11 protein-coding genes are annotated in these 23,661 nt (G+C 70.9%); 5 read left to right on the forward strand and 6 right to left on the reverse strand.

All coding sequences use genetic code 11. The annotated features are described in order from the left end of the window. Positions 1–296: 296 nt before the first annotated feature. Positions 297–1,277 (reverse strand): hypothetical protein, encoded by a 981-nt coding sequence (locus tag ACIBTS_RS11985; RefSeq protein WP_399318682.1) that lies wholly within the window; start codon positions 1,275–1,277, stop codon positions 297–299. A 213-nt stretch (positions 1,278–1,490) separates the two neighbouring features. Here ACIBTS_RS11985 and ACIBTS_RS11990 point away from each other — a divergent pair, with 213 nt between their 5' ends. After that, a complete protein-coding gene (locus tag ACIBTS_RS11990) occupies positions 1,491–1,790 on the forward strand; it encodes a zinc-ribbon domain-containing protein (protein WP_079663826.1) in 300 nt (99 codons plus the stop codon). A 51-nt stretch (positions 1,791–1,841) separates the two neighbouring features. On the opposite strand, the gene ACIBTS_RS11995 is transcribed toward ACIBTS_RS11990, so the two are convergent. Further along, positions 1,842–2,924 (reverse strand): substrate-binding domain-containing protein, encoded by a 1,083-nt coding sequence (locus tag ACIBTS_RS11995; RefSeq protein WP_399318684.1) that lies wholly within the window; start codon positions 2,922–2,924, stop codon positions 1,842–1,844. After that, positions 2,921–5,269 carry a SpoIIE family protein phosphatase gene (locus tag ACIBTS_RS12000; RefSeq protein ID WP_399318686.1) on the reverse strand — a complete coding sequence of 783 codons (2,349 nt, stop codon included), beginning with the start codon at positions 5,267–5,269 and terminating at the stop codon, positions 2,921–2,923. Before ACIBTS_RS12000 ends, ACIBTS_RS11995 begins: the two co-directional genes overlap by 4 nt. A gap of 132 nt (positions 5,270–5,401) precedes the next feature. Here ACIBTS_RS12000 and ACIBTS_RS12005 point away from each other — a divergent pair, with 132 nt between their 5' ends. The 4 genes from ACIBTS_RS12005 (at position 5,402) to ACIBTS_RS12020 (ending at position 10,958) form a co-directional block, all read left to right on the forward strand. Beyond that, on the forward strand, positions 5,402–6,490 hold the full coding sequence (locus tag ACIBTS_RS12005; RefSeq protein WP_399318688.1) for a sugar ABC transporter substrate-binding protein: 1,089 nt from the start codon (positions 5,402–5,404) through the stop codon (positions 6,488–6,490). A gap of 49 nt (positions 6,491–6,539) precedes the next feature. Further along, entirely contained in the window at positions 6,540–7,322 is a 783-nt protein-coding gene (locus ACIBTS_RS12010; protein WP_399318690.1) for an ATP-binding cassette domain-containing protein, read from the forward strand. Next, the gene (locus ACIBTS_RS12015) at positions 7,316–8,527 is read left to right on the forward strand and encodes a sugar ABC transporter permease (RefSeq protein ID WP_399318691.1); all 1,212 of its coding nucleotides are present in this window, start codon (positions 7,316–7,318) and stop codon (positions 8,525–8,527) included. Before ACIBTS_RS12010 ends, ACIBTS_RS12015 begins: the two co-directional genes overlap by 7 nt. 235 nt (positions 8,528–8,762) lie before the next feature. Beyond that, the gene (locus ACIBTS_RS12020; RefSeq protein WP_399318693.1) at positions 8,763–10,958 is read left to right on the forward strand and encodes a nitrate- and nitrite sensing domain-containing protein; all 2,196 of its coding nucleotides are present in this window, start codon (positions 8,763–8,765) and stop codon (positions 10,956–10,958) included. Between the two features lie 53 nt (positions 10,959–11,011). On the opposite strand, the gene ACIBTS_RS12025 is transcribed toward ACIBTS_RS12020, so the two are convergent. The 3 genes from ACIBTS_RS12025 to ACIBTS_RS12035 all read right to left on the reverse strand — a co-directional run bounded on the left by ACIBTS_RS12025 (position 11,012) and on the right by ACIBTS_RS12035 (position 23,387). Further along, a complete protein-coding gene (locus ACIBTS_RS12025) occupies positions 11,012–11,593 on the reverse strand; it encodes a hypothetical protein (protein ID WP_399318695.1) in 582 nt (193 codons plus the stop codon). 364 nt (positions 11,594–11,957) lie between these two features. Beyond that, positions 11,958–18,794: a polymorphic toxin-type HINT domain-containing protein gene (locus ACIBTS_RS12030; protein ID WP_399318696.1), complete on the reverse strand. Its 6,837-nt coding sequence runs from the start codon at positions 18,792–18,794 to the stop codon at positions 11,958–11,960. A gap of 129 nt (positions 18,795–18,923) precedes the next feature. Beyond that, a complete protein-coding gene (locus ACIBTS_RS12035; protein WP_399318697.1) occupies positions 18,924–23,387 on the reverse strand; it encodes a LamG-like jellyroll fold domain-containing protein in 4,464 nt (1,487 codons plus the stop codon). Between the last annotated feature and the right edge of the window lie 274 nt (positions 23,388–23,661).

The following is a 23,661-nucleotide window of genomic DNA, read 5'->3' on the forward strand; positions in this document are numbered from 1 at the left end:
CGGGCGGGCGCCCCCCCCCGGCCCCCCCCCCCCGGGGCCCCCCCCGCGCGGGGCCCCCCCCCCCCGGGCGCGGCCCCCCCCCCCACGGCCGGTGCTGGGGCCTGTCCGGCGGATCAGGTCGCAGGAAAGCAGCGGCGCCTGATCGACGCAGGTGAGCAGGGAATGGTGCGTCCACCTGCAAGGCGGAGGAGGGCGTCGACGCGATGGGGGTCCCCCCGCTCGAGCGCAGCCGAGAGTGGGGGAGGGCGTGCCATTCCCCGCGTCTGCGGCATGCTCCGCCGGACAGGCCCTACTGGCTAGTCGCGGGCGCGTTGGTGGACGCGGGCCAGGAGGAGGTTGGGGTCCTGCCGGGTGAAGTAGGCGGCGCTGGAGACGTAGGCGGTGCGGCCGCGGACGGCCACGGCGGTGGGGTTGGAAAGGCCGTCCTGCCGGGTGAGGACGATCCGGTGGGTGCCGTCCGGGCGGACCAGGGCGACCTGGCTGCTGACGTTCAGGGCGGCGAGGACGGTGTCCCGGTGCCGTTCGAGGAAGCCGAAGTCGTCGATCCCGTCGAGGCCGGTCGCCCGGGTCTCGATCGTCGCGGCGGAGCCGTTCTGGCGCACGGGGATGCGCAGGAGCGTCGCCGCGTCCGTGTTGGACACCCACACGGCGTTGTGGTGGAACCTGAGGCCGTTGGCCCCGACGCCGGCCGCGTCAGGCGCGGTGCCGGGTTCGAGCTCCGCTCCGGTGGCCCAGGCGACGGGTTCGCCGCCGGAGCGCGGGACGCGCCAGACGGTGCCCAGCACGGAGTCCGCGGCGTAGAGCACGTTGCGGCGTTCGTCGAGGGCGAGGCCGCCCGGGAAGCCGTTCGCCGGCAGTTCCGCGATCTGCCGGGGTGCGCCGCCGTCGGGGTCGATGCGCCAGATGCCCGTCTTGGCGGTGCCGGTGGCGTAGTTGACGTAGAGGGTGCCGTCGTCGGCGCGGGCGATGCCGGTGACGACGGCCGCGCCGGTGATGGGGGTGTTCGGGCTCGCCACGGCTGGCAGCGTCGCGAGGATCCGTGTCCGGCCCTCCCGGGTGACGTTGCCGACCTGCCGGGCGAAGGCGAACGTCAGGTCGGCGGAACCGTCGGGCTCGAGCGCGATGTTCTCGGGTGTCCGGCCGTGGGCGAGGTCGAAGTGGGCGACGACGCGCGGATCGGAGACGGTCGGCTCGCCGCCCGCGGCGGGAGCCGTGGCCAGCAGGCCGAGGGCGAGAGCGGCGGCGGTGACGCCCGCCAGGCGTGGGAGTCGGGGCATGGACTGCGGGACCTCTCCGTGAGGGGAGCGGGGAAGCGCCGTCGTGCGGCGGCCAGACGACCATGGCGGTGTCCCGGCGGCGGCCGCGGCTGTCGCGGCCGGGCGTTCGCCCACGTGGCCCAGGGCATGGACCCGGCTGCCGCTCACGCGGGTGACGCGGTATGCAGCAGACTGTGCGGTGCGGACGACCACTCACTCAGAAGGAAGCACAGCGTGATCATCTTCGGCACCAAGGGATACCTCTACCAACTGGCGATACTGACGCTGCTGTGCGGCCGGTGCGGGAACCCCGCCGCGCACACCCTCAGGAAGCGGGTCACGAAGTTCACGCTGTTCTTCGTGCCGTTGTTCCCGATCTCGACGAAGTACGCGACGCAGTGCACGTTCTGCGGCGCCGAGCAGAAGGTGACGAAGGAGCAGGCGGACCAGTTGCTCGCGCAGGGCGCGGGTGGCTTCGGCGGGCAGCAGCCGTACGGGCAGCCGCACCAGCACCAGCAGCCGTACCAGAACTGACGGTTCGCACGGCGTACTGACGGTTCGCACGAGGTATGAAGGTCCCGCTGCTCACGGGGTGAGGCCGGCCCGGTCGCAGGCGGCCCGCAGGTCACGGGTGCAGATCTGGCCGACGGTGTACACGCCGTCCCCGACCAGGACCGGCCCTATGTCGGGGGCGGTGACCGCGGTCGGGGTGAGCAGGACCGACGGGATGTTCTCGGTGGTGGGGCTGTCGATGGTGGTCGTGGCGCTGTCGCGGGGATCCTCGCCGCGGCCGACGGCGACGGCCATGGTGGCGACGGCGGCGGCCTCCTTCTCGAACGGCTTGTACACCGTCATGTACTGCTCGCCCTTGACGATGCGTCGCACGGCCTCGAGGTCGGCGTCCTGTCCGGTGACCGGCGGGAACTTCGTGACGCCGGCGCTCTTGAGGGCGGCGACGACGCCCGCGGCGATGGAGTCGTTGGCCGCCACGACGCCGTCGATGCGGTCCGGGCCGAGGGCCGCGATGGCGGCGGACATGTTGGCGTGGGCGTTCTGCGTGCTCCAGTCCTGGGTCTCGTAGGACCGCACAACCGTCGCCTTGCCGGTGAGGACGGACAGCGCGCCCTTGCGGTACGAGGCCGCGTTGGCGCTGGTCGGGTCGCCGTTGACCATGACGACGTCGGTGCGTCCGGCGCCCTTCGGCAGGGCGGTCAGGAGTGCCTCGCCCTGGAGCCGGCCGACCTGGAGGGCGTCGAAGCTGACGTAGCCGGCGATGGGGCCTTCGGCGAGGCGGTCGTAGGCGACGACCGGGACGCCCGCCCGGCGCGCCTCCTGGATCGAGGAGCGCATCGCCCGGGTGTCGGCGGCGTCGAGGATCACGACCTTGGCCCCCTTGGTGACCATGGAGACCAGCTGCCCGCGCTGGCGGGTCACGTCGTCCCCGGCGTTGGCGTACGCCATCCTGCACGTGGGGCACAGCTTCTTCACATGCGCCTCGATCAGCGGCCGGTCCGAGTCTTCCCAGCGGGGGACGGCGCGGCTCGGGAGCAGCAGGCCGACGGTGAAGCCTTCGCCGCCCGTGCGGTGCTCGCCTCCGCAGGCGGCCAGGAGCGTCGTCACAAGGGCCGCGGCGACCACGGCGACGAGGTACCGGCGTGGGATCCTCATGGCGCACCCCCAGGTACGGCGATCTCGCTCCACACCTGTTTGCCGCCGGCCACGGGGACCGAGCCGAAGGACTCCGACATCGCCTCGACCAGCAGCAGGCCCCGGCCGCCGGTGGACTCCCAGTCGACGATGACCGGTTTGGCGGGTGCGCGCGGCGAGGCGTCGCTGACGCCGACGCGCACCAGGTCGCCGCGCAGCACCAGGTCGAGGCGGACCGGGCCCTGGGTGTGCACGAGAGCGTTGGTGACGAGTTCGGAGACGACGAGCAGGACGGCGTCGCCCGCTTCCTGGACCTGCCAGCGGCGCAGGGTGCGTGCGGTGAAGCGGCGGGCGTGCATGACGGCGTCGGGCAGCCGCCACACCATCCAGCCGGCCCGGATCGGACGGGTCTTCATGCCGTCGTAGCGCAGGAGCAGCAGCGCCACGTCGTCCTCACGGCGGCCGACGTCGCCGAGGAGTGCGTCGGCCATCCGGCCGGGGTCTTCGGGGTCCGCCGCGGCCAGTGCGAGGCGCGTGCGGTGCATACCCTCGTCCAGGGGCAGGTCGGAGGCCTCGACGAGGCCGTCGGTGACCAGGGCGAGGACGGTGCCGGGGGCGAGTTCGACGGCTGTCATGGGGAACTCCGCTTCCGCGAGAATGCCCAACGGGGGCCCGCCCGCGACCTCGACCTCTTCGGTGGAGCCGTCGGGCAGGCGCAGCAGGGGGGAGAGGTGGCCGGCCCGGACGAACAGGATGTTGCCCTCCTCCATGTCCAGTTCGGCGTAGCAGCAGGTGGCGAACAGGTCGGTCTCCATGGCGACGAGGAGCCGGTTGGCGTGGGAGACGACCACGTCGGGCGGGTGGCCCTCCATGGCGTAGGCGCGGACCGCCGTGCGCATCTGGCCCATGATCGTCGCGGCTCCGGCGCTGTGTCCCTGGACGTCTCCGATGACCAGGGCGACCCGGTCCTCGGAGAGGGCGATGACGTCGTACCAGTCGCCGCCGACCTGGAGGCCTCGCCGGGCGGGCAGATAGCGGGCTACGGCGGTGCCGCCGGGCAGTTCGGGCAGGCGCCGGGGCAGCAGGCTGCGCTGGAGCATCGTGGCGAGTTCCTGCTCGGCGTCGTGCGCGTGGGCGCGTTTGAGGGCCTGGCCGACGAGGGCGGCGGTGGCGGTGAGCAGGGAGCGTTCCTCGGGGACGAACTCGTGCGGGCGGTCCCAGCCGACCAGGCAGACGCCGGCGACCCGGTCCTTGGCGGGCAGTGGCAGGACGGCGAGGCCGCCGGTGCCGATGCCGGCGAGGCCGGGTTCGAGGTCGGCGCCGGCCGGCCACAGGTCCATCCGGCCGTCCCGCAGGGCGGCCCGCAGGGTGGGCAGGGCGCGCAGCGGGGCGTCGGGCCAATCGGTGCGCCATTCGGTCCGCCACACCTCGGGCCAGGCGGTGGGCTGGGGCGGGTCGAGGACGGTGACCATGAGCCGGTCGTCCTGGAGCGCGGCGAGGGCCACCCGGTCGGCGGCCAGCGGCTCGCGCAGGGCGGAGACCACGACGCGGCCGACGTCCCGGACGGTCGCGGCGTCGTCGAGGGCGGCGGTCAGCCACTGGATCCGGGCGACGTCGTCGGAGCCCCGGCGCAGGACCGGGGTGGCCGTGACCACGCCGAGGACCTGTTCCGGCCGGCCGTCGGCGGGGGCCTGCACCCGGCAGCTCAGGCTCAGCCAGCGCATCTCGCCGGTGGGGCCGCGGACCCGGAACTCCAGGTCCCGTCGGCCGAAGTCCTCGGCGGACGGCTCCAGCACCGACATCAGGGCGTGCATGTCCTCCGGGAGGGCGTGGGCGAGCAGGGTGTCGGCCTTGCCGTCGAAGTCGTCCGGGGTGATGCCGACGAGTTCGAGCAGGATGTCGTCGGCGTCGATCAGGCCGGTGTCCGGGAAGAGCACGAAGGAGCCGACGCGCAGGCTGCGCAGGGCGGGCCCGAGCAGTTGGGCCGGCCGGGGCGGGTCGGCGCCGGGTGGGAGGAGGGCCGCGACGGCGTCGGCGTAGCGTTCCAGGAACCGGCGTTGCTCGGTCTGGAAGCCGTCCGCCGAGGTTCCCATGACGAGGAGGCAGCCCTGGCGTGCGCCCTCGGGGCCGAGGGGCAGCGCGGCGAGCGGGGGCTCGGCGGTGAGCCAGAGCGGTCGGCCGACGCGGAGGGCGCGTGCCGGGGGCGAGTCACCGGACAGGGGGAGATGCTCCGGCGGCCCCGAACCGGAAGAGGTTCCTCCGGACGCGTCCACCAACCGAAGCTCCTGGTTGCCGGCGTCGGGTGCGTAGACCGCGGCCAGTGTCGCTCCGGCGAAGGTCAGGGCCCGATCGAGGCATGTCCGCAACGTACCTCCCGTCCTGCCGCAGGTGCCGACAGGTTGAGATCGGGGCACCCACCCACCAGAATCGCATATAAGGATCAATCGAACACATCCACCACATTTCCACCTTATTGTCGTCTACGGCAGGTATCACCCATGAAGGCCTGCATTCGGGACACGATCGCCACCGTGACCGCGGTGTCCGCCGCGATCGTGCTGGCGGCCTGCGGGGCGGGCGGGGGGAACGCTCCCGTCGGGGAGAACGGGCCGCGCATCGGTCTGCTTCTGCCGGACGCCACCACGGCACGGTGGGAAACGCAGGACCGGCCCCTGCTGGAGAAGAGGATCAGGCAACTGTGCGACACCTGCGCGGTCGAGCACGCCAACGCCAAGGGCGACGTGGCCCTCCAGCAGGAGCAGATGGAGTCGATGATCACCAAGAACGTCGACGCGATCGTGCTGGTGGCCGTGGACGCCCGTTCGCTCGGCGCCTCCGTCACCAAGGCCCACGAGGCGGGCATCCCCGTCATCGCCTACGACCGGCTCGCCCAGGGTCCGATCTCGGGGTACGTCTCGTTCGACGGTGTGGAGGTCGGCCGGCTCCAGGGCCGGGCGCTGCTGAAGGCGATGGGCGACAAGGTGCCCGGCGCCGAGATCGTCATGATGAACGGCGACCCCAGCGACCCGAACGCGAAGGCGTTCAAGGAGGGCGCGCTGTCCGTGCTCGGCGGCAAGGTGAAGATCGGCAAGGCCTACGACACCCCCCAGTGGCGGGCCGAGACCGCGCACATGAACATGTCCGGGGCCCTGGCGGCCCTCGGCGCCGGCTCCGTCGACGGCGTCTACGCGGCCAACGACGGCCTCGCCGGCGGGAGCATCGCCGCCCTCAAGGCCAACAAGGTGGACCCGCTGCCCCCGGTCACCGGGCAGGACGCCGAGCTCCCGGCCCTGCGGCGCATCGTCGCGGGCGACCAGTACATGACCGTCTTCAAGCCGTTCAAGCCCGAGGCGGCCGCCGGCGGGGCCATGGCGGTGGCCGCGGCCCGCGGGCAGAGCCTGGACAAGGTGGCCACGGGCCAGGTGCCGACGCGCGGCGGTGACGCGGTCGCCTCCGTCCTGCTCACCCCCCTGTCGGTGACCGCCGGCAACATCCGGGACACAGTGGTGAAGGACGGCCTGCACACGGTCGCGCAGATCTGCACCCCGCAGCTGCGGGCCGCCTGCGCGAAGGCCGGACTGACCTGAGGCCGCGCCGACCGGACGCCGCATCGCCCCGACGCCCCCCGAGAAGGAGTTGGTTTCCGTGCCGGATCCCCCCCTGCTGGCGCTGCGGGGCGTGTGCAAGCGCTTCGGCGTCGTCGAGGTCCTCACGGACATCGAGCTGGAGATCCACTCCGGGCAGGTCGTCGCCCTCCTCGGGGACAACGGGGCCGGCAAGTCCACTCTGGTCAAGGTGATCTCCGGGGTCACCCCCGCCGAGAAGGGCGTCATCGAGTGGAAGGGCCGGCCGGTCCACATCAGACGCCCGCATGACGCCCGGGACCTCGGCATCGCCACCGTCTACCAGGACCTGGCGCTGTGCGGGAACCTCGACGTCGTCGGGAACCTGTTCCTCGGCCGGGAGCTGCGCAGGTTCGGGTTCCTCGACGAGGTCGAGATGGAGCGCCGCACCAGAGAGCTGCTGGAACGCCTGACCAGTCGACTGCCCGATCTGCGTGGCCCCGTGGTCTCCCTCTCCAGCGGCCAGCGGCAGACGGTCGCCATCGCCCGCTCGCTCCTCGCCGGACCGCGGGTGCTCCTCCTGGACGAACCCACCGCCGCGCTGGGCATCGAGCAGACCACCGAGATCCTGGACCTGATCGACCAGCTGCGAGACCGCGGGCTGGGCGTGCTGCTCATCAGCCACAACATGGGCGACGTGAAGGCCCTCGCGGACCGGGCCGCGGTGCTGCGTCTGGGCCGCAACAACGGCTTCTTCGACGTGCACACCGCGTCGCACGAGCAGATCATCTCGTCCATCACCGGCGCCACGGAGAACGTGCCCCGCCGGCCGGCCGCCCGGGAGGCGGGGTGGTGACCGGCGTGCGGGCCGTCGGCCGTGCCCTGGGGAGCGGGGTCGCGGTCTTCCGGCACAAGCTGGGGGCGGGCGAGCTGGGGTCACTGCCCGTCGTGCTCGTCCTGGCCGTCGTGTGGATCACCTTCCAGTCCCTCAACGAGAACTTCCTCTCGCCCCGCAACCTGTCCAACCTCAGCGTGGACATCGTCGGGACGGGGTTGATCGCGGTCGGCATCGTCTTCGTGCTGCTGCTCGGCGAGCTCGATCTGTCCGTGGGCTCGATCAGCGGCCTGGCGGCGGCCGTCTTCGCCGTGCTGAACGTCAACCACGGGGTGCCGGAGTGGCTCGCGCTCGTCGTCGCGGTGCTCGCGGGCACCCTCGCGGGAACCGTGCAGGGCTATTCCATCGCCCGGACGCGGGTGCCGGCGTTCGTGGTCACGCTCGCCGGGCTGCTCACCTGGAACGGCCTGATGCTCGCCATCCTCGGCGACAGCGGCACCGTCAACCTCGACGAGAACGGGCTGGTCGCCAAGCTGACCAGTTACTACTTCACCGATGACGCGGTCGCCTACGGGCTGGCGGCGCTCGCCGCGGGTGCGGTCTTCCTCGCCCTGGACCGCGACCGGCGGCGGCGCAGGGCCGTCGGCATGCCGCATCGCTCGCTGCGCGCGATCGTGGTGCGCACCGCGGGGCTGGCGGTGGTCGCGTTCGCCGTCGCCTATCTGCTGAACCGGTTCCAGGGCCTGCCGCTCGCCCTGCTGATCTTCCTCGTGGTGGTGACCGGCCTCGACGTCATGCTCCGCCGTACGCACTACGGGCGGCAGGTCTACGCCCTCGGCGGCAGCATCGAGGCGGCCCGTCGTGCCAGCCTCAGCGTGACGGGGGTGCAGACCGCGGTGCTCGCGGCCTCGGGCACGATGGCCGCGATCGGCGGCCTGTTCCTGGCCTCCCGCATCACCTCGGTGAGCCAGAGCTCGGGCTCCGGGGTGCTGCTGGTCAACGCCATCGCGGCGGCCGTGATCGGCGGCACCAGTCTGTTCGGCGGGCGCGGTACCACCTGGTCGGCGGTGCTGGGCATGCTGGTCATCCAGTCGATCGCCTCCGGCATGGCGATCACGGACACTCCCCCGGCCGTCCAGTTCGTGATCACGGGCGGGGTGCTGTTCGCCGCGGTGGTCATCGACTCGCTGTCGCGACGCTCCCAGGAGGCCCATGGACGGGCCTGAGGCGGTACCCGTCGGTTTTCTGTGACTCGGTATGACCCGAGTGCGCTGAAGTGACCGCGGAGACCGAGAACTTTGGTTAAAGTTGCACCACTTTTGAACGCGGCCCCGCCGACGCGTCGTAGTGAGGGGTACCGGCGCGTCACGCGCGAGACGTTCCAGCAGCGATTGGACGACCTTGCCGAACAACTCACCTACGGCGGAGGGACGGAGAAAGTCCCTCACCCGCAACTGGCCAGTGGGCAGAAGGCTTCGGGCCGTTCTGCTGATTCCGGTGCTCGTCGCCCTCGTCCTCGGGGGCGTGCGGGTGAAACGTTCGGTCGACACCTGGCAGGACGCCGACGACGCGGTCCGCGTGGCCGAACTGGTTCAAGCGGCAAACAAATATGCCAGCGATGCGATCAACGAACGCGATGTGTCGGTCATCCCGCTGGTCAAGGACAAGAAGACATCGGACGCGGTCGTGCAGGCCCGGAAGATCACCGACGCGGACGCCAAGGCGTTCAGCGCGGCGGTCGACCGTATGCCGAAGACCGCCGGACTCCTGCGGCGCGTGCAGCTGGTGCGCGAGGGCGAGAAGCAGCTCGACACCGTGCGGGCGGCCGCCTTCACCTCCCGGATGTCCGGGGTGCAGACGGAGGAGAGCTACCACACCGTCCAGCACCCCCTGATGGAGATCTCCAACGAGCTGGGCTTCGGCAGCAGCAACCAGGCGAGCTACGGCCGCACGCTCTACGCCGTGTCCCTGACCCAGGCGGCCGAGTCCCTGATCCGGTCCATCGGCACCCATCTGCTGGTGGAGGACCGCGACGGCCTCGCCCGGGGCGAGCTCCAGACGCAGCTCGCCTCGTTCCGCTCGTACGCCTACCTCGAACAGGTGGGGCTCCAGGAGTACGCGGGCGCCGGCACCACCGGGGACATGGCGCGGCTGCAGAAGGCGCTGGCCGACGCGCAGGCGCGCGGCAAGGAACAGACAGCCCAGGCCGCCGCGCAGGCCAAGGCGGCGGGCCGGCCGTTCGTCGCCCCGCCCGGCATGGACGAGATGATCACCGAGATCTCCACCGGGAAGCCGGCCGCGGAACTCGCCGCGCAGGGCATCACGCCCGAGTCGTTCTTCGCCGCGTCCACGCTGGGCTTCGACGCCTACCGGGGCATCCAGGTGAACCTCACCGACACCGCGCTCGCGAGCGCCCAGGACATCGCCGACGACGCGCGCCGCGACGCCATCATGAACGCCGCGCTCGTCCTCGCCGCGGTGCTCGTCGCCTTCCTGCTCGCCGCCTGGGTGGCCCGCACCATGAGCACCGGCATGCGCCGGCTCAGCGCCTCCGCCATCGAGATCGCCGGGCAGCGGCTGCCGACGATGATCGACCAGATGTCGCAGAACGATCCCGGCCAGGTGGACACCCGGGTCACCCCGATCCCGATCCACACCACCGACGAGATCGGCGAGGTCGCCCGGGCCTTCGACCACGTCCACCGCGAGGCCGTCCGGCTCGCCGCGGAACAGGCCCTGCTGCGGGGCAACATCAACGCGATCTTCACCAATCTCTCGCGCCGCAGCCAGTCCCTGATCGAACGCCAACTGGCGCTGATCACCAGCCTGGAGGACAACGAGGCCGACCCGGAGCTGCTGGAGAACCTCTTCCGCCTGGACCACCTCGCGACCCGTATGCGCCGCAACGGCGAGAACCTCCTGGTGCTCGGCGGCGAGAAGCCCGCCCAGCAGTGGGACCAGCCGCTTCCCCTGGTCGACGTGATCCGCGCGGCCTCGTCGGAGGTGGAGCAGTACGAGCGCATCCGCTTCTCCGGCATCCCCGAGGCCCACATCCACGGCCGGGCCGTGACCGACCTCGTCCATCTGCTCGCCGAACTGCTGGAGAACGCCACCGCGTTCTCCTCCCCGCGCTCGGAGGTGCGGGTGACCGCGGTGCGGCTGCCCGACGGACGGATCATGGTCGAGATCCACGACGAGGGCATCGGGCTGGAGGCGGACGACTTCGCGACGCTCAACCACAAGCTGGCCAACCCGCCGACCGTCGACGTCGACATCTCCCAGCACATGGGCCTGTTCGTGGTCGGCCGACTCGCCGAACGGCACGGCATCCGCGTCCAGTTGCGCCCCTCGGGCGAGCGGTCCGGCACGACGTCCCTCGTCATGCTGCCCGACACGGTCGCCCAGCGCTCGCCGGACGCCATGCCCGACTCCGACACACTCGCCCTGGCCCTGGTCAAGAGCGTCCCGCAGTCCCGGCACGCCGACGCCCTGGCCGGATTCGGCGGCCAGGACTTTGGTGACGCCTTCACGGACTACGAGGCGTGGCAGGACGAGTCGGCGAGGACCCGGCCCGCCGAGGAGCCCCCGGCCGCGAAGACCCGCCCACGGCCGCTCCCCCGCCGCGCCCCCGGAAGCCGGGGCCGTCGTCCCCGGTAGCCGTCATGCACGATGCCCCGCCGGAAACGTCCGGCGGGGCATCGTGTATCCCGTCAGTGCTCCGGGGGATGCGTTCTGAGCCAGGCCTCGCCTTCGGCACGCTCCGCGGCGGGAGTGCGGGGATTGGCGGAACGCCGCTCGACGTAGTCACGGATGATCTTCACCCGATGCGGGTCGGGAACCAGCAGGGAGCCGATGGATTCCTGCCAGACGGTGCCTCGCAGGATGACGTTGCCGTCGAGCGAGAGCATGGCGAACTCGGGGAATCCGGCCGCCGATCCCAGGATCCCGGTCGCGGCGCCGGCCCCCATGATGTCCCACTCCTGAAGGAGCCGGACTCTCGCCCAGCGCAGGATCGGCACCGACTCGTCGTCGGCGTGGTTCACGCCCAGCAGGAACTCCCGGTCCTCTCCCAGGAACCCGTGGTCGCGGGCCAGCCGGAACCACCCGTCGTTCGCCTTCTCGATCAACTGCGGATCGTCCCTGCGCACGGTCTCGTCACGCCGTCCGTCCTCCCGACGGCAGCTGGTGGCGAGCCAGGCGGCCGCGACGGGCAGCGCGCCGCCGACGGCTTCCGCCGCGCACCACTGCAGGCCCGCGTCCAACAGCGACGCCGCGAACTCTGCTTCTTCCACAGGGGGCAACCTTTCTCACCCGTGCGTCCCAAGGCTCCTCGGGACGACATGAACCCGGGGGGGGGGGGGGGGGCCGGCCGCGCCCCCCGCGGGGGGCGGGGGGGGGGGGGGGGGGGGGGGGGGGGGGGGGGGGGTGGGGGGGGGGGGGGGGGGGGGGGGGGGCCGGGGCGCGGGGGGGGGTCGGGGGGAGGCGGGGTCCTGGCGGTGGCGGCCGCGCTCCCCGCTTCTCCCAGCGGGGCCACCCTTACACCCGGGTGCTACCCTCGGTCCGGGGGTCCTAATTCAACCCGGCGGCGGGGGGCCCCCCCCCCCCCCGGGGGCCCGGACGGCGCCGCGATGTCGCGGCGGATTCCCTCGGGACTTCTTACGACCGAGGTGTGTAGGGGTAGATCTTGGTGTAGTCGTGGTTCCTGACCCAGCCGATGTCACCGTGACCGTTGATCAGCACCCGGTAGCTGTTGCCGCCGTTGGGGATGTCGTAGATCTTGGCTCCACCCCACTTCCGGGCGATCCGCTGCGGCGTGGTCGGTCGCACCGTGAAGAAGTCGGGGTTGCCGTTCTCGTCCACCCGCTGCGGGCGTCCGTTGACCTTGATGTCCGCGACCCCCTCGTGAACGATGTTCGGGGTCTCCGGAACGGCGTTGGCACCCCGTGCCACCCGCTTGGGGCAGTTGTGCACGAGCACCGGCGTGGTCCCGGCGAGCACATAGTACGCGTGGACGTCGGCGACGGTGAGGTTGTGCACAGTGGCCGGGGCGGTCCAGCGGTCCACCGCCGTCACCCGGACCGTCGCCCCGGTGGAAGCGAGCAGCCACTCGCCGGGGATGAGGTGGGTGGCGTCGATCCACTGGCCCAGTTCCGGCACCCAGAAGGGGTGACCGTCGGTCGCGGTCAGGGAGACCGTCCGCTTCTCGCCGTCGACGGACAGGGTGATCCTGACCAGCTGCTTCAGGCCCTTGCCGGTGATCTCGGCGGTGACCGTCCTGGTCGTGGTGCGGCCGGTCTTCGGATCGGTGGTGCGAACCTTGTCGCCGGGTCTGATCTCCTCGATGGGCTTGGTGGTGCCGTCGGCCAGCAGGACCTCGGTACCGGGGGCGAAGCTGTTGCAGGGCGTCCCGTCTTCCTCGATTCCCTGCGCCCCGCCGAGATAGGCCAGGAACACCTCGTTGGTGATCTCCTCGATGACCTTGCCCCGCGCCACCTCCTTGGCCTCGTCCGAGCACTGGTTGGCGTGGTAGACGCAGTAGGTGGCCGCGATCTCCTTGGCCTTCTTGACGTCGGCGTGGTCGCCCTCGTGCAGCACGTAGAGGTAGGCCTGACGGCATCCCTCACGCCCGTAGCAGGCCGAGCCCGCCGTGGACGACTCGTAGACGGGGTTGGACCAGAAGTTGTCGGTGAACTCCCCGTCCATCATGCTGGCCCAGTAGTTCTGGAGCTTGTCGATGTCGTTCGTGACGGGGGTGTTCGTCGCCACCCAGTGCTTCTTCGCCGCGTGGGCGCGCTTGTAGATGTTGCCGCGGTGGTAGTCGGACGTGCCCGTCTTCGGGTCGTAGCCGACTTCCTGCTGCTCGTGCTTGCTGCAGTACTTGATGTCGTACTGGCAGGAGTTGGGCCGGGAGCCGATCTCCGTGCCCGCCGGGTCGGAGAACGTCAGCGGGTTGTTGTTCGCGTAGGTGTAGCCGTTCATCTGCTGCGGGTCGTCGGCCGTGAAGACCGGGTCGACCGACAGGAACCGTCCCGTGGCGGGGTCGTACTCGCGGGCGCCGAGGTGGGTGAGGCCCGTGGCGGTGTCGGCGGTGCCGCCGATGAAGCCCTTGGTGCCGGTCCAGGTGGTCGGCTCGGTGCCGCGCGACCCGCCGAACGGCAGGGTGCGGCGCTGGGTCAGTGCCTGGGAGGTGGCGTTGACGGACAGCTGGGCCGTGCCGTGGTGATCGGCCAGCGTGAAGGAGATGGATCCGTCGTTGGCCTGCACCGCCTGGTGGCCGCCGCCGACGTCGATGTAGCGGGTGCCCTTGGCGGCGGTCGCACCCTTCGGCAGGGTGATCTCCGTGGCGCCGAGGTAGAGCGTCGTCTCGGTCGGGGTGCGGCCGATCAGCCGGGTGCCGTCGGCGTCGTAGAGGTACTCGGTGACCTTGTCGCTGCTGCCCTCCACCGGCTGGGTGACCTTGGCGAGGTGGCCCTCGGCGTCCCAGTCCAGGGTCTGGGAGGTGCCGTTGCCCAGCAGCCGGGTGTGGGTGTTGCCGTCGTCGTCGTAGGTGAAGCTGTCGGTGGACTTGACCGTGCCGGTGACCTCGTCCACGGAGCCCAGTGCGTGCGGCCGGACCGGACCCGGGTCGGGGTAGTGGTAGGTCCGCTTGGTGTCCGAGGCGCCGGTCGTGGTGGCGTGCCGGGTCTCGGTGAGCCGGTTGCCGACCTTGTCGTAGGTGTAGGAGGTCCAGTACGGCGCCGGGCCGCCCACCGTGTCGGTGGTGGGAGTGGCGACGCAGCCGGTGGTCGACTGCGCCCAGGCCTCCATCACCCGGCCGAAGTAGTCATAGGCGAAGCACTGGTTGTCGGTGCCGGCGCGGGAGGTGTCCGAGACGGACAGGACGTTGCCCGCCTCGTCGTACTTGTAGGTGTTGTACTGGTCGACGCCCGCGACGTCCTGACGGTCCACCCGTGAGGTGGCCAGCCGCTGGGTGCCCCACTCGTAGGTGTTGGTCTCGTACGTCGTCTTGCCGCCGTTCGCGGCCAGCGAGTACTGCAGCGGCTTGCCGGTGAGGCTGTAGGTGGAGCTCCCGGTCAGGTTCTGCGGGCCGCTGATCCCGACGGGCCGCAGGGTGCCGTCCTCGTAGGTGTAGGTGACGGTGTTGGCGGCGAGGTCACCGGCCTTGGGGTAGCCGATGCCCTGGATCGTGCCGGAGGCGTTGTACGTGGTCGCCGACAGGTAGGTGCCGGCCAGCACGCCCTCGGTCGAGGGGATGGTCATCGAGGTGCGCAACGGCCGGTACTGCCGGTCATAGGCGACGACGCTGGTCTTGTACTCCTGGCCGCCGCTGTATCGCGAGCTGGACGCGAGCTGGCCCTTGGCGCCGCTGACGGTGTCGTAGACCCACTTGGCGCGCAGGGTGCCGGTCGAGGAGGTGTCGCGCAGCTCGGTCTTGCGGCCCAGACCGTCGTAGCCGTAGGCGAGGACGCTGCCGTGGGCGTCCTTGGTGCTGGTCAGCTGGGAGCGGTCGTCGTACTCGTTGTGGCCGGCGCCCTTGTCGGGGTCGGTGGTGTCGGTCAGCCGGCCCATCAGGTCGTACGTCCACGTCCAGGCGTTGCCGGCCGGGTCGGTGACCCGCGTCAGCTCGCCGCGCGGCGAGTAGCCGTACGACGTGGTGTCGTAGGCGGCGTCGGCGGCGCGGGCGTGCAGCAGGCGTACTTCGCTGGTGCGGCCGCGGGCGTCGGTGACGGTGGTCTGCGCGGTGCCGCCGACCGGCGGGATGACCGTGGTGCGGTCACCGCCGTAGATCGTCTTCGTGACGCCGAGGACCGCTCCGCCGTCGCCGTTGCCGGCGATCTGCCGTGACTCGGTCACCCGGCCCAGGCCGTCGTAGGTGTAACGGTTCTGGGTCTCCACGCCCAGCGCGTCCTCGGGCTTGAAGAGCGTCGTGGACGGCGCCGTCGTGGCGTAGTAGGGAGCGAACTCCTTTGCGGTCAGGCCGCGTTCGTCGTAGAAGGTGTCCGCCAGCAGTGTTCCGCCGTTCGGACCGGGGGCCTGGGTCTGCCGGGCGCGCAGGAAGCCGTCGTAGAAGGTGTACGTGGTGTCCTGCGCACCCGAGTTGCCGATGGTCTTGGTGGCCACCACGACCGGCTTGCCCTCGGTGATGGTGTAAGTGAACTCGTAGCTGGGGGTCTGGCTCGTGGTCCGGTCCGTCTGCCACACCTTGGCGGTGCGGCCCAGCGGGTCGTACGCGTAGGTGACGACCTTGCCGTTGGTGTCGGTCTCCGTGAGCGGCTGGCCGCGCAGCGTGTCGTAGGCGGTGGTCGACGTCTGGGCGGTGGTGCTGTCGCCGGGCGTGGCGGGCGGGGTGGTGACCGTGCTGCTGGTGGGGAATCCGGTGGTCGGGGTGTACGCCGTGGTGGTGATCCGGCCGTCGGTGCGGGCGGCCCGGGTGAGCGCGCCCGCCGAGGTGACCGTGACGTCGGCGGTCAGGTCGTTGGTGGTCAGGGCCCGGCCATAGCCGTCGTAGGTGGAGGTGGACTCCAGGTAGAGGGCGCTGGTCCCGCTGTACGTCTTGAGCTTCGCGGTCCTGGTGGCGTCGCCCTTCGTCGCCGCGGCGCCGTAGGCCCCGCCGTCGTAGGCGGTGCGGACGTCGGACATGACGTCGGCCGGGCGGCTGGTGGCGGCGTCGCACGCCTTGGCGACCGTCTCGACCCGGGCGGGGGCCTGCACGGGGACGCTGCCGGTGACGTAGGTGGTGCGGGTGCACTGGTCGTCGGCCGCGGTCGTCGTGTCGCCGAGGTCCTCGGTCTGGGTGACCAGGCCGGTGGTGGCGTCGTGGGTGTCGGACGTCGCGGTGGTCTGCCACTTGACGCCGGCGCCGTCGTCCAGCGAGGTCCACGACTTGGCTGAGGCGTTGCCGGTGAGGTTGGCGGTGACGGTGCCCCAGGTGCGGACCTTCTTCGCGGTCTCCTTGTACCAGGGCCGGTTCACCGTCTTGGACAGCACCTTCCCGCCGGGACCGGAGTAGGTGACGGTCTTGTACGCGAACCCGGCCTGCGACTCGTGGTCGGTGATCGCATCGCCCTCACCCGCATCGAGGGTGACCGAGACGCTCTTGGTACCGCCGGAGGCCGTCTTGCGGTCGCCGTCCATGCCGCGCAGGAAGTAGCTGTCGGTCTGCGTCTTCATCGCCGACGCGCCGCCCTGACCGCCCGTGCGCACCCGGACGTGGCCGTAACCGCGCCACTGCGACCAGGTCTTGGACTTCTCCTTGGTCATGCCGTCGTCATCGTCGTAGTGCCAGGCCGCGCCGTCCAGGTAGTCGTACATCGTGACCTGGTCCGGGGCGCCGCCCGTGCGGTCGGTCGAAGTGACCGTGTCCACCACGTACTTGTTGAACCACTGCCGGTCCGGGTCGACGGTCGCACTGCCGCCGATGTACTGCGGGAAGCAGCGGGTGGTGTTGGTCTCCGGGGTGGGCAGCGCGGCGGCGTCACAGACCGGCGCCGAGTAGCCGACGTCGATCTGACCGCCCGACTCGTCCGCGACGGAGGACAGCCGGGCCTTGATGTACGGCGCGTAGCCGTCGCCGATCTTGTCGAGGCGGTTGGCGAGCTGTGTGTAGGCGAAGGTGACCTTCGGCAGGGTGATCGAGGCCGTGCCGTCGTAGCCGGTGTGCTGGACCGAGTCCAGCAGCAGCTGGTAGTCGGTGTCCGCCATCCCCCACCGGTGGGCGAGCTTCCAGCCGTCGACGTTGCTGTAGGAACCGGCCACCAGCACCTGGGTGGTGACGCTCGTCAGGCGCTTGCGGGTGAAGAACGCCGGGGAGAACCGCCCGTTGTCGCAGTCGGTGCCCGCCGTGCAGTTCAGGTCCCACGGGGTGTCGTACCAGTAGAACGCGTCCTTGGAGATCGAGGAGCAGTCGGTGTTGCTGTCGGGGATGCACCGCTCGCTGTTGGTGAAGTTCACCTTGGCCAGCGGCTTCGCCGAGTACATGGCCGTGGACTTCAGGCCGTACTCGATGCGGTCGACCGTGCCGCCGCGCACGTACGGGGTGTCGTCGGCCGCCTTGAGGTTGCGGCCGTAGGAGTTGGTCTCCTTGTCGTAGTAGTACGCGACGGCGTTGCCGTGCGGGTCCACCACGTAGTCGAGGTTCCAGCGCCAGCCCTGCTGGCACCAGGAGTCCGCGAAGGCGGCGGCGTGGCACGGTTCGTCGGTGTTGTTGCCGAAGACCGGCACCGTCCACGCCGAGTCGGTGGTCTCGTTGCCGCTGGCCCAGCCGGGCAGCCGGTTGTAGCCGAAGTAGTACTGCGTGCCGTCGGGGGTGGTGACGCGCCAGTACTCGTCGTTACGGGCGCCGTTGGAGCGCACGTCGGAGGTGGAGCCGTAGATCCGGTCGATCTTCGTGCCGTTGTCGTTCTGCAGCTTGAAGGAGTTGGTCCCGTTGGGCACCAGCTCACCGCCCGAACCGTTCAGCGACAGCGTGGCGTTGTCGTACGCCCAGCACAGGTCGCCCGGCTTGTTGCCGTCGGCGTTGGTGACGCCGTCGTCCGCGCACCCCTTGTAGCTGCGCTCGATGAAGCCCGGCGACAGGTCGAAGCCGTCACCGACCCACGACGCCTGGTTGTTGGTGTTTCCCGTCCGGCCGTCGATGCCGCCGGAGGAGTACGACAGACCGACCTTCGGGGCCAGCCCGCCGGGCACCTGCGGCACCGCCATGTCGTAGGCCCAGGCGAACGAGCCGGTGCTCTGATCGGTGTTCCAGGTCGAGGAGGCGGACAGGGGGGTGGCCTTGTAGTCGCCCCGGTCGCTGCCCGACGAAGCGGTCGCCGCCAGCACGGTCGCCGTGCTCGCGCTGAGCGCGACCGCCTTCGTGGTCAGCGTCTGCTTCTCGGTGTCGTTGACGGTCGGCACCGGCTGGACCGTACGGCACTGCGCCTTCTGCGGCGACGTCAGCGCGCAGGCGGGCAGCCGGACCAGGGTCAGCCGGTCCGCATACCCGCCGCCGTACAGGCCGGCGAAGGAGGAGTAGTCCAGCGCGGCGCGCACCGTACCGGCGCGCTGCGTGCCGCCCTGGCGGGGAGTCAGGGTGAAGACCGGCCCGTCGACACCCGTCTTCCGCGACGCCTCGCGGGACAGCGTGCCGACGGTGTAGGTGCCGGTGGCCGCGTCCTTGGACCGGTCGACCTTGGTGTCCAGGGTGAGCGGCAGCCCCTTGACCCGGGTCGCCTGCTGCCGCAGCGTCACGGCCGCCGCGCTCGCCTTGGGCCAGCCGGTGGCCGGTGCTCCGGTGGGCGTGCGAGGCCCCTTGGTCACCTTGCGGGGCACCGCCTTGCCCGCCGGGCCGCCGGCGACCGGCGACTCCGACCGCGGCAGCGCGGGCTTCACCCAGCCCTGGGCGACGGCGGGCACGCCCGACGCCTGGAGCAGGGTCGCGGTCAGCACGGCGGCCGTGGCCATCGCCATACGGCGCCACGGCCTGCCCGTTCGGTTACGTGATCTGGTCTTCATGCCGTTCCGTGTTCCTCCCGTTGAGTGCTCCGCGGACAGCGGGACGCCGTGCACGGCGGAGCGAAGCAGTTGGCCGGGGAACGGGCCGGTCCGCGCGCGGCGGCCGGCCCGTTCCGGCGGGTGAGCCGATCAGTCGCCGCTGGGGACGGCGGTGTCCACGCCCGGCATGCCGACGGCGAGGTGATCGATCTGGGTCTCGGTCAGGGCGCCCTGGAAGACCCACACGTCGGAGAGCGAGCCGGGGAAGTACTGACCGGACGTGGTCCCGGTGGTGTCCCGGCCGAGCTGCAGGGTCTTGGCGGCCTTGTAGGTCAGCACGTCGTCGGACCACGAGACGGTGTCAGTACAGCTCGCGTCGTCCTGCACCCCGTCGTCGTCGGCGTCGGCGCAGGCGGTCTCCTGGAGCTCGCCGTTGACGTAGAGGCGGACCTCCTTGGAGAAGCCGTCGTAGACCAGTGCCAGGTGGTTCCAGTCGGTGGGGCTGTAGAACATGCCGTTGCCGATGTCGGCGACGGCGGCGGAGTCGCTGTCGGAGTCGGCCGTGGCGATGCGCCAGCGGCCCGGATCGGTGGCCGGGGTGGCACTGGGCTCGTACCGGACCGCGAACGCGCTCTTCTTGGCGCCCGGAGCACTCATGACCGTGACCGGACTCGTCGGAGTGGCGGCCGCCTGGACGTAGGCGCTGACGGTGAAGCTGGCGCTGGTGTCGACCGGGACCACGGAGGCCGCGGCGTAGTCGTCGGTGCCGTCCAGGGCGACGGCGCCGTCGACCCAGCCCGAGCCCGTCTGGGCGCCGTTGTAGAGGGTCATGGCGTTGCCGGAGGCCGAGGCATCCGGCGAGGTCAGCGGGGTGCCGGTGGCCGACTCGAACTTCCAGCGGCCCTTGACCACAGCGCGCTGCTTGAACAGCTGCTGCACCTCACCGGCCGACACCGGCCGGTCGAACAGCCGCACGTCGTCGATCTGGCCGGGGAAGAACGAGGTGGCCGCGCCCTGGAACGCGCTGGCGCCGAACTGCATCGCGCCTCCGGCGTACCAGGTCGTGGGCAGGGCGGTGGTGCCGGCGAGGGTCCCGTTGACGTACAGGGAGAGCTTGTCGGCCTCCGTGTCCTGCACGCCGACCAGGTGCGTCCACTCACCGCCGTACGCGGTGACGCCGTCGGGCTGCATGGCCCGTACCACCGTGGAGTCGGCGGTGTCGGCGCTGTGCTGGTTGAACACCCAGCGGTCGTAGGAGCTGGAGTAGTACAGCTCCGGACCCGTCACCGTGTCGCCGATCTGTGTGGCGACGGTCGCGGCGTGCGTCGGTTTGGTCTTCGGCAGTTTCACCCAGGCGGAGACGGCGAAGCTGTACGAGGTGTTGATGTGCGGGCCGGCGGTGACCGCGTAGTCGTCGGTCCCGTCCAGGGTCAGCGCGTTGCCGTCCACGCCGGCCGAGCCCGTGGTGGCGCCGCCCTTGAGGACCGCGGGGTTCACGTCGGCCCGGCCGCTCAGCGCGGTCGCGCCGGCGGCGTCGTCCATGTGGAAGACGGCACGGGCCGGGCGGCCGGAGCCGATCGTGTTCGAGCTGTAGAGGCTCGACACCTCGCCCGCCGACAGCGGCTTCTCGAAGGTCTTCACCTCGTCGATGGCGCCGGGGAAGGGCGAGGTGGGCGTGCCGCCCAGGAAGCTGCCGCCGATGACCATGCCGCGCCGCGCGTTCCACGGTGTGCTGTAGGCCGTGGTTCCGGCCAGCGCGCCGTTGACGTACAGCTTCAGGAGCTTCTCACCTGCGGCGTACTCGCCGACCAGATGCGTCCACTCCCCCGCCTTGACCCCGCCGGCGGCAGCCTGCATGGCGCGGACGGGCGTGCCGCTGGTGCTGTCGGCGCTGTACTGGTTGAACACCCAGCGGTCGTAGCCCTTGGAGTAGTACAGCTCGAAGCCCGGCGCGTTGTTGCCGCGCTGGGAGGCGACGACCGCCGCGCCGGACGGCATCGCGGACAGCTTCACCCACGCGGACACCGAGAAGCTGACGTCGGTGTTGATGGTGGCGATGTCGGTGGCGGCGTAGTCGTCGACACCGTCGAACTGCACGGCCTTGCCGAACTTGCCCTCCACGTCCGGCGTCGGACCGTTGTACAGGGTCGCGCTCTGCTCGGGTGCGCTGCCCGCCGCCTGGGTGGCGCCGGCCGCCTCGTCCATCGACCAGTCGGCGCGCTCCAGCTGCCCCGACTTGACCCGGAACTGATAGGTGCGGATCTCGGAGCCGTTGCCCGCCGCGTCCCAGGATCGCGCGGTGAAGGTGTTGAGGCCCGGCTTGAGCGGCAGCACGGGCACGGTCTTCGCCGCTCCGCCCGAGGTGGCGACGGTGTTGGCGGAGACGGGGTCGCCGTTGAGGCCGAACCAGTACTTCGTCACGTCGGAGACGGCGCCGGTGATCACGAAGTCGCCGTACTGGCCCACCCCGTCGTACCAGGGGTCGTCGGGGTCGTCGGGGTTCGAGGCCGGGTAGATGGCGGACGAGATGGTCGGTGCCTTCGGCACGTTCTTGTCGTACACGAAGTAGCAGGCGGTCGGGTCACCGGTGTACGACCACGGCGAGTACTGGGCGCCGTCGTAGGAGTGGACGTACCAGTTCACCGTCTTGTCGGGGGGAACGGAGGACGGCAGGCTGATCACGAAGTCCGAGCCGGACTTCTTCGCCGTCGTCAGTCCGGACTTCCAGCGGGTGATGACGCCCTTGCCGTCACCGGTGTCCCAGCTCGCGCGGAACTCCACGGAGACGGAGTCGCCGTCGGGGTCGGTGACGTCGTTGGCGTAGATCTTGCCCAGACTGCGCACCCGCGCGGCACTGGCGGGCTTCTTGCAGGAGCCGCCGTACTCCATGGTCAGCTGGGACATCTTGATCTGCGGCGGCGGCCGGTTGTACTGCACGCGCAGATAGGCGTCGTCCGAGAACCGCTTCCAGGCGTATCCGTCGGACTCGCTGGACGCCTTCATGCCGAAGGTCATCGTCGACCACTTCTTGTCCGCCGCCTGCTGTACCGCGGACTTCACGTCGAACTCCGCGTCCTTCGCCGCGCAGCCGGTGAACCCGTAGGCGAAGGACGCCGTCCTGAGGTGATCGATCCAGAAGCCGTCCGCGTTCTGCGAGTTCCACGTCGTCGACGAGGAGATGTCCTTGGTGCGCCACAGCTCCACGCCCCGGTCCGCGCACGACGCCGACCAGGTGTTGCGGACCACGAACTCCGCCTGCAGCACGGTGCGGCCGGCGAACTTCGAGGTCGGGATGCGGTAGAAGAGCCGCTTGGTGTCGTACGGCGCGCAGTAGGACCAGTTGCAGTACCCGAGGCCCGCGTCCGCGTCGCCGTTGAACTTCCACTGCGGCGACGACGCCCAGTACTTGGAGGCCATCGTCCACGCCGACGCCTTCGGGGAGTACCACTGGGGGTCGATGAACACGGGATACACCGTGTTCGCGCCCTTGAGGACACCGCTGTTCGGCGTCAGCACCAGGGCGTCCTGCGCGGCGGGGACGTCCACGCCGACCGCGGCGACGTTCCCGGACTCCGCGGCGACGGCCTCGGGGGCGTTCGGCCCGCGCCCGGCGGCGGGGGCCGTTTCCGAAGCGGATGCCGTGGGGGTTTCCGCGGCGGCTTCCGCGGCAGCCTGGCCGGCGGTTCTGGAAGCGGTTTTTGAGGTGGAGGCGGAGTTGGAGGCAGAGTTGGAGGTGGTTGTGGAGGGGCTTTCGGTGGTGGCCTTGGGCGTGGACTTCGCCGCGGCGCCGGGGGCCTTGGTGCTGGAGTCCCACATCACGGGGCGCGGGGCCTCGAAGACCGCGCTTCCGGCGCCCTGGTCGATCGCCGTCAGACCGCCGTCCGAGGTCTCCTTGACCCGCATGCCGTCGGCGTCCAACTTCAGCCGCAGCCTGCTCAGTTCGGTGTTCGCCGCGGCCTCGACCGACTTGACGACGAGGAGCTGGGTGAAGCCGTCCTGCTGCGCCGTCATCCGCAGATCGACGCCGGGCAGCACCTCCGGATAGGTAACGGTGTTCCCGTTCAGCTCCGGGGCGGGCAGCTTCTTCGGCCAGGACAGCGCCAGTTCACGGCCGTTCTTCGTCATCCGCACCAGCGGCTCGGAACCGCCGCCCGAGAACGTCAGACCGACCGTCGTGACCCTGGGTGCCACCGTTCCGTCCGCGCCGCGGGTCAGGGTGGTGTCGATGGTGCGCCATGCGCCGTCCACCCGGGTGCGCACCGGACGCAGATGCTCCCGCGCCTCCAGATGCCCCTCGGGCAGGGCGTACACCTCACTGCTCTCACCCCGCATCGAGGTGATCTCCACGGGCTTGCCCGTGCGCGCGGCCTTCGCCAGCGCCTTGGCGTCCTCGCCCCCGCCCGCTCCGTCGGCCCCGGCGGCCGTGGCCGACCCGTCGGCCACGGCGGTGCCGGCGGACTTTGCAGACTCGACGGACTTTGCGGCCGGGGCGTCGGCCGCTCTCTCACCGGTCGCCGCCAGGGCGCCGCCGGATGCACTCGCCGCCAGCACGATGGCAGCAGAGAGCACCACGCCGGCTGCGCGCAGCCGACGTCTCCCCCCGTATGTATTCATGTGAACTGCTCCCCCACGAAACCGCGTTGGACTATGACCGGATGTGTTCGCTCACACGGTCAGGTCGCAACATACGACCGCTCCGGCCTCACTAACCAGAGACTCACAACTGGACATAGCCCTCAAGGTCCACAAACCCGTGGAACTCGTGGAGTGACACACTTCACGTTTGCTTCGCAAATTCGCCATGATTCGGCAGCCACTCCCGATTCGTCACCCACCCCGCGAGACGAGCGAGAACAAGCCCTCAACGCTCGCGGTGGGACACGCCGCC

The organism is Streptomyces sp. NPDC050121, from assembly GCF_044460385.1.
GTDB lineage: Bacteria > Actinomycetota > Actinomycetes > Streptomycetales > Streptomycetaceae > Streptomyces > Streptomyces soliscabiei.